This window comes from Cohnella cellulosilytica, assembly GCF_042431195.1.
Lineage (GTDB): Bacteria > Bacillota > Bacilli > Paenibacillales > Paenibacillaceae > Cohnella > Cohnella cellulosilytica.
In genome coordinates this window covers 167,743-180,204 of the sequence record NZ_JBHMDN010000029.1, presented here as the reverse complement: position 1 = coordinate 180,204, position 12,462 = coordinate 167,743, and the positions used below count along the sequence as shown (strand labels likewise).

Here is a 12,462-nt window from a genome sequence, read left to right as displayed (position 1 = left end):
ATGCGAAGGTCGAATGCGGATCGATTGCCTATTCGGTTGATTTCTTCCGGTATTCTGTCAACCTCTATAGGTTTCTACACATCTGTGCTAAAATATTCTTACGCAATCCTGTCGTAATCCAAGTCAAGGAGATCCGATATGTATCCCGAAATGCGGCACGAGCAAGTTGTGTATCAAAATCCTTTTCTGGCCATGCGGATATGGCAGATCGACTCGGAGACGATCACGACCGAGGATCTGCTAAGAAGAGCGGAGCAGAACTGGCGGCAGAAAAATTACTACGGCTGGCATTACCACGAGGAAGTGGAGTTTCTTCTGCTTCTCGAAGGGGAGATTGCCGCTTATTGCCGGGAGGAGCAGATCGTGCTCGGCCCGGGCGACATCGCCTTGTTCGGCTCGTCGGAGCCGCATACGACGATCCAGACGAAGCCCGGCCCGACGAAGCAGATCGTCTTCCAGATCGACCTGCGCAAATACTGGGATCTCAGCACGCTGAACAGCATGCAGCATTTCTCCGAGGTGATCCGCCCCCTCAGCTCGCTTAACTATATCTATAAGGAAAACAAAGAAGTCCGCGACCGGACCGCGGAGCTGATCGTCGAGATTTACCGGGAGATGAACGACGGCCGTCTCGGCTACGAACTGGCCGTGTCTTCGCGAATCAAAAATATTTTGCTCCTGCTCCTGCGCAACGATGCGCGGCAGCAGCTTAATTATAACGACAACCGCCTGCTCGGCCGGCTGCAGCCCGCTGTCGATTATGTCGAAAACAATCTGGACGGCAAATTGTCGGTCGCCGAGATCAGCGAACGGCTCAATATGAGCTACACCCATTTCATCAAAACGTTCAAAAAAGCCGTCGGCATGTCGTTCACCGACTTCGTCGTGCTGAAGCGGATCAAGAAAGCGGAGCAGCAGTTGCTCACGAGCGACGTCAGCATCGCCGAGGTGGCCGAATCGGTCGGCATCTCCAACCTCGGCCACTTCTACGACATGTTCCGCCGCCTTAACGGCTGCTCGCCCAAGCAGTTCCGGGACCGGCTTCGGGAGACGATCCGCTAGGCGGAGAGAGTCGCCTCGATTAAGTAGCATTAAGGTTAGTCCTTGACCATACAGCGTAGGGAAAACCGTTACGCATTCGTAAGTTCTCCGGGTAGTGATATCTTAGCCGCAATAGGCCCTGCCAAACACAAGTAAAGCTTCTTCCGATAAGCTCCGGCTATTCGTGCAAATGTCGCTGTATATTCACTAGTATCAGACGCGTCACGGTGGATGAAAAAGGAAAATAGCTTGGGGTTCTTACGTTCCCTGCGGCTGACAATTGTGAATATATTCTGTTTGTAGTCGTGCCATACCATAGTCCATAAACCAGATGATTCACGAGCCATTGGGTGGCTTGTTGCCCTCCTAAACGTTAGCTATCCAGCGAATGAGGAAGGCTGCAAGCACTCCTGGGGACCGACCTGTTCGCCCCCCATTTGTCCCCATCTTTTGGTATAGAAGAAAATTAATCTGCAAAACAAAAAAAGACGCCGGATGTAACCCAGCGCCTGCGATGAAAATATGTGATGTTAATGATTATTGAGTATACAAAAGACCGTCCATATGAACGTCGAATCCATCTGAAATAGGTAACTTACTTGACCACACGTTTTCGTTTCGTACGCGCAGGTAAAATATTGATCACATCCACCACGCGATTCTGTTCGTGAACGGCGTAATAAATCAGGTAGTTCAAGAACACATGCTGGCTTCTTCCATACGTGATCCGGCGAAGCCCTTTGAAGCTGCCGCGTTCGACTGCCGGTCCCGCGTATGGATGAAACGCCAGCAAGCCCCCGATATAGTCGATGATTTCATTTTCTTTCGTGTACCACCATTGCAACGGTTCCGGCCCTTGCTCCGCAAAAAAACGTTCGATTCGATCCAAGCAGAGATCGAACTCTTCCTTAAACACAACACGAAAGGGCCGATTACTGTCTTCGCTCACGACGTTTCTCCTTCAGTTCGCTGGCCGAGTACCCTTTCATATCAGGATTATCCAAATAGTTTTGCAATGAAGCCTTCAGTTCCGGGTAATCCTCAATCTCCTGAACCAAATCCAGCTTCCCTTCATCGCCCAGGACTGAATCGAAATTTTCCACCTCGATGGAAACCAGTTTGCCATCGACCACGAAAAGGCCCGATTGCTTCCCTTCCAACGCATGTAGCAACTCTTCCTTCGCTTGTTCGCTTAACGGATTCATCCGGCTCACCTCCATTTCCACTTCACAACGCACGTTCAGTGATACCTACCTACTATCATAGCATCGACGACACACCCTGTCGATATTCCCGCCGCCTATCGAGACATGACCCTTGTTTGCCTGCTGGATTGAATCGGTCGTTCCAGTCTGCACAGAAGCTCATCGTTGACATCTTTGCCGAACTTCGTCAACCACCGATATCGGGGCGGATTCGATAGCTTGACATCGCCATTCTTTACAAAATGTACGAACCGCTCTACCTCGCGGAGCGTTGTATCCGCATACGCTTGGCCGATCTCCCCGCATTTAACCGGTCGCTGATTTCATGCATATCTGCTGCGATAACCGCATCGTCAAGCTGTTCCTTACCGAGTTCCTCGTAATGCATTTCCCGCATGTTTATGCGAATGTTGTGCGCGAGTTCCGATTATATTTTTGTTCCGATATCTGCACGTTGCACGTTGCCTAAGAGGCACCCGCCGGGAAAAAGAAGGAGGGAAGCATCAAGCGACGACGCTTTCGATTGTCATCCGTCCTTGCGACTGGTTAACCTGAAAGCTTCCTCTGTCTTTTACGCTTCCCACAATAAAAGAACGCTAATCGCCGCGCATCATAATTTCTCTCGCAATAACCTGCGCATAAGCCTTATCTTGATAGTGAGTCTCAAGCTGCTCAGTCAGTTCATTCTGCTGCTTAAGGTATTCCCGGCTGTATTCCTCGGCAAAGCGCTTCAAATCGTGTTGGAGAACCAATTCAGCATAGGTAAACGGCTCTTTTTCCTTTAGCCAGATCAGACGGGAACGCGCCGCTGCATGTGTATCCAGCGTTGCTTCGATTTCGGAGCAATGAAGACGGCATGTTGTCCCATCCGCACATACAACCGTCATGACGTCGCCAGCTTCATCATAATGACACGCCCGAGGCTGCATGCGTAACCAACTCCTCGCGTTTGCTCATAACCTCAATGACCATGTTGGCGCCAAGTTTGAACCCGTGAATAAAGGCAGCTTCGACATGCAAGCTGTTCGCACTTAAACAAAGATCAGAATATTCCTCAAGCTCAAGAAATAACTCGTCACTCAGTTCTTTTCTCCATTTTTCCGTTATTGCGCCGATTTGTCGGCTTAACGGCCGATATTCAGGATGAGACGGTACAATGATCTCATCGGGATGAAGCTGCCCACGGAACAGGGCTTTAAGAATCGATTCCATGTTCATCCTCCCATAAATGTCATCGCATCGCTTGAATGAGATTCCTGCACATGGTAGGATATTTATGCAGTCTGCTCACAAAGCGATTGCAGGATAGGAAGTAGCGGGTTCTTTTCGGGACATACGCTGCTTCCTTCTTTATTTTTGGAGTTCGTCATACACCTTCTCAATCCCTATGCGAACGATGTTTGAACGTGTCGTATTTAGCTTTTCAGCGGAAGCATCAAGCTTGTTCATAATTTCCTGATCGACACGTATCTCAATCTTTTTCCCTTTGGGATTGTTAGATGGAGGACGCCCCATCTTTTTGGAGGACATCGCTTCACCTCGCTTTTTGTCCTGACAATAATATATTGTTATCAGGACAAAAAGTCAATCCAATTATCCCGCGCCGAACGGTCATTTTTCTCGGCAGGTCAGGTATTTTTTGCGAGCAGGCACTGAATATGCATAGCCATACTCGTTGTTAGGAACTCTCCCCTACTAGGAGCACCTTAATTTTCGAGTTAAAGATTGCGAAAGACCACCTTCGTTTTGAATTCGAAGGTGGCCTTTCATGCCGATTTGCTGCTGACTTGGATCATAATAACGAGCTCGTAGATAATAAAATCCGGTTTCCTCGTCATAAATCTCCCCAGTATATTTAAATGCATTGTCAACTTGCTCAGTTTGTTGAGTAATATTTCCCCTGTGCTCCTCTTTCACTGAATCGTTACTTTTGTAAAAACGAAAGACTTGTGTAAAACAGATTGTCTTTTCTATGCGTGTGCTTCCTGTGCTTATTGGTGAAGGCACTTCTCCCCATCGGTACGATATTTCCTTCGTCGCCCAGTCGTCCCACTCCTATCCTCCCCGTTTTTCCGAACCGTTGTGCATCATGTAGCGGTATACTTCGTCCGTCGCCCATTCCGAACCAACCGAATCGTTCCCTCTCTTCCGCTACGCTATGAATGCCGATTGCGGAATTCCGTGGGCGTCAATCCGTACTGCTTCTTGAAGCTCTCCCGAAAATAATCCAAATCCGCGTACCCGACCGCCTCGCAAATTTCGTAGATGCGGTTGGCCGGGTCCCTCAGCAGCTTCGCCGCCTCCTCCATGCGGAAGCGAACGATCAGCGGATTGATCGTCGAGCCGACCACTTCCTTGACCAGCGAATTCAAATATTTCTCGCTAAGTCCCACCGCCGCAGCCACATCGGACAACGCCAGATCCCTTCTCGCGCAGTGCTCCCGAACGTATCCGACGGCCTGATCGACCAGCTTTTTCTTCTTCAGGTTTCCGAGCGGCTCGCCGGAAGGAAGCAGCTCCGCGAGATGGGGAAGCTCGCCCCTGGCCTCCGCCGCCCGTCCGCGCTCGATGTCCTTGACGGCTTCGGACACGACGCGCTCAATCTCGGCCGGATCGATCGGCTTCAGGACATAGTCCCGAACCTGCAGCCGGATCGCTTTGCGCGCGTGATCGAACTCGTTTAAGCCGGACAGGATAATGCAGCGGATGTCCGGCCGCCGCCCCTGCGCGGCTTCGATCAGCGCCAGCCCGTCCATCTTCGGCATCCCGATGTCGGTCAGCAGCAAATCCGCCTCCTCTTCCTCCAGCCGGGCGAGCGCTTCCTCCCCGTTGCCCGCGGCGCCGATCAGCGTCACTCCCAGCCGCTCCCAAGGGATGGCATGGACAAGCGTCTCCCTGACCGTTCTGACGTCCTCGGCGATCAGCAATTTATACATCGGCCGCCCCCTCCTTCTCACTGCGTTCCTTCTCCGCTCCCCGATAAGGCAGTCTCACCTCTACGCAAGTGCCGGAGTCCGTCTCCGCGTACTTCAATCCGCAGCCCTCTCCGCAGTGCAATTGAATCCGGCGATGCACGTTCAGCGTTCCGTAGCCCGAGCGGCGGCGTTCGTGGGCCGTCCGGTCTTCGCCGCCGCTTTCCCGCAGCAGCCGGTTTCTCTCCGCCGCGTCGCAGCCTTTGCCGTTATCCCTTACGATCAGGACGAGATCATCGCCCTGCCGCTCCGCGCTCACCTCGATCAGGCAATCCCCATCGTCGTCGGAGAAGCCGTGCACGATGGCGTTCTCTACGAGCGGCTGGACCGCAAAATGCACGATGCTCGCCGACAGCAGAGTCTCCGGAATCCGCAGCTCCGTTCTTAAGCTCTCCATCATCATTCGCTGGATGTCCAAATACGCCTCGACCTGCTTCATCTCGTCCTCGAGCGAAATCCACGTCTCTCCCCGATTGAGGCTGTAGCGAAAAAAATTCGCCAACGACCGGACGATCAAGCTCGACTCCCGGTCCCCGGCCGTAATCGCGCGGCAATTGATCAAATCCAGCGTGTTGTACAGAAAATGCGGGTTGATGCGCGCCTGCAGCAGATCGAGCTGCAGCTGCTTGCGGTCCATCTCCTCGGCAAAGCTTTTCTCGATCAAGCCGCGCAGCGCGACAAGCATCGAGGAAAACTGCTCGCCCAGCGCGTCCACCTCGTAAATGCCCGATCTCTGCTCCGGCAGCGCTTCCTTGAACTCCAGCACCTCGGGCCGGTGCATCGCCGAGACGAGCCTCGTCACGGGCACCGTAACCCGAACGGCGATCCGGCGGAAAACATAGCCCGCAATCGACAGGGCGACGGCGGCGGTCGCAGCCCCGATCGCCGCGATCGCGAACGCATATTTGTTATAATGGCTCTCGGGAACGACCGTCACCAGCTTCCAATCGTTCTCGAACGTTTCGAACGTGACCCGATGCTTCTCGCCGGCGATTTTGGCGACGAAGGAGCCCTCCGCCCCTCTTAGCGCGACGACAAACGGCAAGTCCCCGACATCCTCGAGAAATTCGTGATTTTCCCCGTAGATCACCCGGTCGTTCCCGTCGAGGAGCAGATGGTCTCCCTTGTCGAGCGAAGCGCTCTCGAACGCGCCGCGAAGGCTGCCGATATTCGCTCCGACGATCACGATGCCGACGTCCCGTCCGTCCTTGACGCTTGTTTTCATGCGCGCCGAATAGATCATTTCCGTGCCGGAGCTGCCCGTTTTTTGTCCCCACCAGACCGTCTTTTTCTCTCCGCCGATCAAGTCCCGATACCAGGGCTCGCGCTGCAGGTCGTCGTCCTTGTAGATGCCCGGGGTCGGATCGAAGCGATCCGTTGCCATGGCGTATAGTCCGCTGGCCGGCCTCAGGGCGAGAGACACCGCGTACGAAGCCGCGACCGAACGGCCCGAGCCGAAATCGTTAAGCAGCGACAGCAGCGACAGATTTTCCAGATTCGCCCGCAGCGCGAAAAAGTCGTCCACCGAATCGTACACCGCGGAGGCCTGGCTTTCCAACAGCCCGTCGATCGACGGATTCGACTGCACGTAGGCGGCCGCGTTATTCATCGTATCGAACTGGTAGCGGATGTTCCGGTGCACGAATTTCAAGGATTGGTCGGCCATCTGTCGGGTATGGTCGTTTTGGAGCCGAATGAGAAGATAGCTGGCCGCCGCGGCGAAGCCCAGGACAATCGCGACGATCAGCGCGAAAACCGGAACGCTAAGCCGGGTCAGCAGCCGGGAACTTTCCTTTTTCCTGCGGCCGAATACGCGCATCCTCCCCGCCCCCTTCCTGTAACGGGCCCGAACCCCCGCCTCGGGAATCCCGTGGCGGGGGCTTGCGGACGGACTGCGGTTAGCGGCCCGTTTTCTGTTGGAACGATTCCTCAAGCTCTTGCAAAATTTGATCTCCGCCCTGCGTCTTCCACTTCGCGACAAACTCGTCGAACTTGGCGATGTCCCCTCCCATGATGATCTGGGTAAAGACGGAATCCCGCATCGTATTCAGCTCGACCAGCTTCGCGACCTTGGTCGGCGAGTCCAGATAGTTGGAGGCGTCCGTAATCTGGTACGGATTGTGGATCGCCACGTCCAGCGCTTCGGCGAATCTGAGCGGCAGCGACTCCAGATAGCGAGGCCAGCCGTTCAGCCCCGGCGCGAACAGATAGCTCTGGACTCCGCGGAAATTGCCGTTCTTGTCCTGCTTCGTCTTCGGATCGAGCAGATCGGTCACGACCTTCATCTTGCCGTTCTCCAGCACGTAGTCTTCTCCTTCGAGCCCCCAGACGGTCAGCATTTGATTGTCCGGGGAGAGGGAATCCTCGATGATCTGCAGCACCTTCTGCGGGTCCTTCGTCTTCGCGCTGATCGCCGTCATCTGCGAGAACGGAGCGCCCATCGGAGCGACGGCCTTTCCGTCGGCCCCGACCAGGGAGCCGGTCAGCGTCAAGTATTTGAACGGCTCCTCGGCCTGATCCGGAAGCTTCTCGTCCGCTCCCAATTGCTTGGCTTTGATCAGCTCGTTCGTCTCCACCTGCGTATCGTAATCGTTCGCCGTCGACCACCAGCCCATCCAGGAGAACAGCTTGCCGCTGAACAGCTTCGCGCGGAGCTGCTCCTCCTTGATCGTGGCGAATTCCTTGTCGATCAAGCCTTCCTTGTACATTTTCTGCAAAAACAGCAGCGCTTCCTTCGTACGAGGATCGATGTCGTAATTGCCGAACTTCCCGTCCTGCTCCGTGAAAAATCCCGGCGTCACCCCGAAAGCGCCAAAGATGTGGTCGAACGAATTGTTCGCGTATTTCACCTGGCCGATCTGGGCCGTGTACCCGCCGAGCGGGATGACGTCGGGCTTCTCGGCCTTGACTTTCTTCAGCGCCTCGTAATATTCGTCGAGCGTCTTGGGGACGGCTGCTCCGATGTCCTGGAGATAATCGGTGCGCATGACCAGATCCCAACGGTAACCCGCGCCCGGGCCGCCTTGATACGGGATTCCGTAGATTTTGCCGTTCACCTTCGCCTGCTCGAATACTTCCGGCGGCACCTCGGCCATAATGTTCGGCGTGTCCTGCTCGTTAATCAGATCGGTCAGGTCGACGAACGCGCCGAGAGGAGCGTATTTCTGGAAATCGTCCGCGAAGTCGATTCGCACGACGTCCGGAATGTCCCCGCTGGACATTTTCAGGTTCAGCTTCGTTTTGTACTGCTGAACGTCCACCATCTCGGGGACGATCTTCACGTTCAGCTTCGCTTCGATCGCCTGCTTGACGGCGTCCTTGGCCGGATCGTACGGCACGGAAATATCCTGCGCCTTCAGCCATTTCAGCTCGTAGGGCTCGGCCGCGACGGGCGCGGACTCGGGCGGCGCTGCGGACGGAGATGCGCTGGGAGATGCCGGCGCGCTCGGCGAAGAGCTTCCCGACGCCCCCCCGCCGTTGTTGCCGCAGCCCGCAATTGCGACGCTGGCGGCCATAAAGGCGGCGAGCAAACCGAAAGACCGTTTCTTTCCTGGATGAGACATGAACGAATGACCTCCTCGAATGAGCTTTATATATTTACCCTTTGGGGATAAACCGTTGATCGGGCCGTGCGGGTTATCCTTTCACCGAACCGACCATCATGCCCTGATCGAAAAACCGCTGGATGAACGGATAAAGAATCAGCATCGGCAGGGCGACGATCACGATCGCGGCCATCTGGATGCCGACGGTCGGAGGCGGCGTCGTCCCGGCCGTCTCGAGCAGCTCCGGCGGCAGGCTGGAGCTGGCGATAATCGAGCGCAGCACGAGCTGGACGGGCGCTTTGTCCCAATCCGTGACGTAGAGCAGCGCGTTGAAAAAATCGTTCCAGTACACGACCATGTAGAGCAGTCCGACGGAAGCGATGACCGGCATCGAGATCGGCAGGACGATGCGAAGCAAAATCCGAAATTCCGACGCCCCGTCGATCGAGGCCGATTCCCGCAAGCTTTCCGGCAGACTCTCGAAAAACGACTTCATGATGATCATGTTAAAGGCGCTGAACGCCATAACCAGAATGAGCACGTAGTTCGTATTCAGCAGGCCCAGACTTTTGATCGTGACGTACGTCGGAATCAGTCCGCCCTTGAACAGCATCGTGAACACGAAGTAGAGAATGGCGACTTTTCTGCCAGGCAGCTTTTTCTCGGACAGCGCATAGGCGACGGTCGCGGTCAGAAACAGGGCCAGCAGCACCCCAATCGCCGTATTGCGCAGCGTATTGCCGTACGCGCCGTAGATCAGCGAGCCTTTCTGCAGCAGGTAATCGTAATACTGAAAGCTGACCGAGGTCGGGAACAGCACCAGGCCGTTCTTTTCGCTGAAAACGGAATACGGCGTGATCGAGACCGAGATGACGTACCAGAAGGGCAGCACGATAATCAGGGTCAGCACGGTCAGCACAATGTAGTTGGTCGTAACGAAGACGCTTTCGCCTTTGGTGAGCTTCATCGCCTCCCGTCCTTTCTCAGAAAATGCCGGAATCCGGGTCGATCCGCTTGGCGATGCGGTTGGCGGTCAGCACGAGCGCCAGCCCGACGATGCCTTTGATGACATCCGCGGCGGCGGCGAGGCTCAGGTTGAACTGCTCGATGCCGACCCGGTAAATGTAGGTGTCGAGAATGTCTCCCACCTCGAACACCATCGGGTTGTACAGGTTGATGACTTGATCCAGGCCGGCGCTCATCACGTAACCGACCCGCAGGATGAACAGGACAACGATCGTGCCGGCAATGCCGGGCAGCGTCACGTGGACAATCCGCTTGAACCGGGTCGCCCCGTCGACGATCGCCGCTTCGTACACTTCGGGATTCAGCCCCGCGATCGCCGCGATGTAGATAATGGCGGCCCAGCCCATCTCCTTCATCGCGTCGGTGACGACGAGGATCGTCCGGAAGTAGGCCGGCTCGACGAGCAAATACGCCGGCTTGCCGCCGAACAGCTCGACGACCTTGTTCACCAGTCCGGTTTCCGGGGACAGCAGAATCGTAATGATGCCGCCGTAGACGACCCAGGACACGAACCGCGGCAGATAAACCGCCGTCTGCAGCGTCTTCTTGAACCATGCGCGGCGGATCTCGTTCAGCGCGATCGCCAGCAGGATCGGGCAGAGGAAACCGCTGATCATTTTGTACAGGCTGATCAACAGCGTGTTCCGGAAAGCGTTCCGGAACATCTCCGACTCGAACAGCGCTTGAAAATGCTTCAGCCCCGCCCATTCGCTCGCGGAGAAGCCCTGGATCACGTTGTAATCCATAAAAGCGATGCTGACCCCGTAGAGGGGAAGGTAGTCGAACAGCAGCACCCACAGAAATGCGGGCAGCAGCAGCGCGTACATCAGCTTGAACTTCCATATTCGCCTGAAGGCCCGGCCGGGCGGCGCCGCGCGATCGGTTCTCTTTTTCCCGGCGCTCAGTTCCATTCTCTCTCCTCCCGCTTGCTCTCTCTGTCTCGTCTCCCCGCTTGCCCGCGGGGGGTGTAAGTGCTTACAACAATAGATTATCGGAAAGGCCGGCGGCCGAAAACCGGAGCAAAGGACGATAATCCCCGGTAAAAGTCGCGAAAAAACGGGCAAGCCTCCGGCCGTTAAATGCCGAATGCCTGCCCGCCGCACGCGTTTATTTCTGGAGAAATTCGTCGATTTGCTTTTGCAGCTCGTTCTGGATTTTCTTCAAGTAGCCTTCGCCTTCGGACTTCAGCTTGTTCCACGTCTCCGTCGGATCGGTCACGCCGTTAAACAACGAGGAATAATATTTGTCCTCGATGGCGTTGTACAGGGACAACTCGTTGGCGACGGGCTCCGGGTCGAACGAGAAGCCGGTCAGCACGCTGGAAATCAGATTGTCCGCGGTCGCGTTGAACTTATAGTGCTCGATCGACACCGGATCGAAGCCGGCGTTCAAGCGGTCGAGCGTCGGGTTCCACACCCAGGCGTAAGGGAAATAGCCGTATTTGCTGTCCGGGAGCGCCTTGTACTGATCGTCTCCGATCGCCTCGTAGTGACGGCCTTCGATTCCGTAGGCGAGCAGGTCGTAATTCTCCTTCTGCGCCGTCCAGTTCAGGAACATCATGGCGCGCTCCTTGTTTTTGCTGACCTTCGGGATCGCCTGGAAGTTCGCCTGCTTGAAGTTGGTCGTAATGACGCCCTTCTCCATCGACATGAAGGTGACCGCCTCGACTTCGGCGCCCGGCACGTTGGCCGGTACGGAAGACAGCATGTTCGACGGCACGCCGAATCCGTTGGATACGAGGATGGCGACGTCGCCCGACTCGAATACGGTGTTCACGTCCTTGATGGCCAGCACGTCCGGATGGATCAGGCCTTCCGTATACAGCTTGCGCGCTTCCTCGATCCACGACCAGACGGTCGGGTTCATCTCGTCGAACAGGTTGTATACTTTGCCGTCGTTGTTCTTGTAGTGCAGCACGATGCTCTGGCCGAGCGCGTCGGAACGCAGCAGCTCCGGACCGTAGGTCATGAAGGCGCGGAAAGCGCCCCACGTCTGGTCCCGGGCCCCCGGCTGGCCGGGAGCCAGAATCGGGATGATGCCCTTCTCGTTTTCCTTGACCTTGTAGGCGAAAGCGACGAGATCCTCGTACGTTTCGATCGGAGGCACGCCCAGCTTCTCGCGGATGTCCTTGCGGACAAGGTACGTTCTTCCGTCGAGATGGGAGTTGCCGAGCGGCAAGGCGTAGATCCGGTCTTGGAACTTGTTGGCGTCGAACATCTGCCGGGACCGGACCGCCACGGCATCCTGACCGTATTTGTCGAGCAAATCCTCCAGAGGCTCGTAGTAGCCCGCGGCGATCATCTGCTCCATATGCAGCCACGGAGCGTCGAAAATCAAATCGACGTTCTCGCCCGACGCGAGCATGACCTGCGTCTTCGAAGCGAGATCGGACCACGGGACGAAGACGAGATCCAGCTTGACGTTGATCGTGTCCGCCATCCGTTTCTCCGCTTCCTCGATGACCAGATCCATGTCCGCGGGACGATCGCCGGGCAGAATGATTTTCAGCGTGACCGGATCGAGCTTCTGTCCGGCGTTCTCCGAGGCGCCGCCCGGCGACGCGCCGGCCCCCGGCTCGTTCGTCCCCTTGGAGCTGCACCCCAGCACGGCCGCCGCAAGCAGCAGCACCGATAAACCCGTTATGAGCTTCTTTTTCATGATCGTGCTTAACCT

General features: G+C 55.9%; 12 protein-coding genes and 1 pseudogene. 1 reads left to right on the top strand and 12 read right to left on the bottom strand.

The annotated features are described in order from the left end of the window. Nucleotides 1-138: 138 nt before the first annotated feature. Nucleotides 139-1,062, top strand: coding sequence for a helix-turn-helix domain-containing protein (locus ACFFT4_RS21415; protein ID WP_378050850.1), 924 nt, complete (start codon nucleotides 139-141; stop codon nucleotides 1,060-1,062). Between the two features lie 574 nt (nucleotides 1,063-1,636). Here ACFFT4_RS21415 and ACFFT4_RS21410 read toward each other — a convergent pair. The 12 genes and pseudogenes from ACFFT4_RS21410 to ACFFT4_RS21355 all read right to left on the bottom strand — a co-directional run bounded on the left by ACFFT4_RS21410 (nucleotide 1,637) and on the right by ACFFT4_RS21355 (nucleotide 12,447). Next, entirely contained in the window at nucleotides 1,637-1,990 is a 354-nt protein-coding gene (locus ACFFT4_RS21410) for a type II toxin-antitoxin system RelE/ParE family toxin (RefSeq protein ID WP_378050849.1), read from the bottom strand. Further along, nucleotides 1,974-2,246 carry a hypothetical protein gene (locus tag ACFFT4_RS21405; protein WP_378050848.1) on the bottom strand — a complete coding sequence of 91 codons (273 nt, stop codon included), beginning with the start codon at nucleotides 2,244-2,246 and terminating at the stop codon, nucleotides 1,974-1,976. Before ACFFT4_RS21405 ends, ACFFT4_RS21410 begins: the two co-directional genes overlap by 17 nt. Nucleotides 2,247-2,842: 596 nt before the next feature. Next, the gene (locus ACFFT4_RS21400) at nucleotides 2,843-3,175 is read right to left on the bottom strand and encodes a DUF6061 family protein (protein ID WP_378050847.1); all 333 of its coding nucleotides are present in this window, start codon (nucleotides 3,173-3,175) and stop codon (nucleotides 2,843-2,845) included. Then, nucleotides 3,150-3,458: a DUF6809 family protein gene (locus ACFFT4_RS21395; protein ID WP_378050846.1), complete on the bottom strand. Its 309-nt coding sequence runs from the start codon at nucleotides 3,456-3,458 to the stop codon at nucleotides 3,150-3,152. The genes ACFFT4_RS21400 and ACFFT4_RS21395 overlap by 26 nt, the downstream gene beginning before the upstream one ends. Nucleotides 3,459-3,596: 138 nt before the next feature. Continuing rightward, entirely contained in the window at nucleotides 3,597-3,776 is a 180-nt protein-coding gene (locus ACFFT4_RS21390; protein WP_378050845.1) for a ribbon-helix-helix protein, CopG family, read from the bottom strand. A gap of 258 nt (nucleotides 3,777-4,034) precedes the next feature. Continuing rightward, nucleotides 4,035-4,145 (bottom strand): annotated as a pseudogene (locus ACFFT4_RS21385) (RHS repeat-associated core domain-containing protein); the annotation flags it as partial. Nucleotides 4,146-4,402: 257 nt separating this feature from the next. Next, complete coding sequence (locus ACFFT4_RS21380; protein ID WP_378050844.1) at nucleotides 4,403-5,182, bottom strand: response regulator transcription factor; 780 nt, start codon at nucleotides 5,180-5,182, stop codon at nucleotides 4,403-4,405. Continuing rightward, a complete protein-coding gene (locus ACFFT4_RS21375; RefSeq protein WP_378050843.1) occupies nucleotides 5,175-7,037 on the bottom strand; it encodes a cache domain-containing sensor histidine kinase in 1,863 nt (620 codons plus the stop codon). Before ACFFT4_RS21375 ends, ACFFT4_RS21380 begins: the two co-directional genes overlap by 8 nt. Before the next feature lie 79 nt (nucleotides 7,038-7,116). Continuing rightward, a complete protein-coding gene (locus tag ACFFT4_RS21370; RefSeq protein WP_378050842.1) occupies nucleotides 7,117-8,781 on the bottom strand; it encodes an extracellular solute-binding protein in 1,665 nt (554 codons plus the stop codon). A 73-nt stretch (nucleotides 8,782-8,854) separates the two neighbouring features. Next, nucleotides 8,855-9,730, bottom strand: coding sequence for a carbohydrate ABC transporter permease (locus ACFFT4_RS21365; RefSeq protein WP_378050841.1), 876 nt, complete (start codon nucleotides 9,728-9,730; stop codon nucleotides 8,855-8,857). Between the two features lie 16 nt (nucleotides 9,731-9,746). Continuing rightward, nucleotides 9,747-10,700 (bottom strand): ABC transporter permease, encoded by a 954-nt coding sequence (locus tag ACFFT4_RS21360; RefSeq protein WP_378050840.1) that lies wholly within the window; start codon nucleotides 10,698-10,700, stop codon nucleotides 9,747-9,749. 196 nt (nucleotides 10,701-10,896) lie between these two features. After that, on the bottom strand, nucleotides 10,897-12,447 hold the full coding sequence (locus ACFFT4_RS21355; protein ID WP_378050839.1) for an ABC transporter substrate-binding protein: 1,551 nt from the start codon (nucleotides 12,445-12,447) through the stop codon (nucleotides 10,897-10,899). Nucleotides 12,448-12,462: the final 15 nt, after the last annotated feature.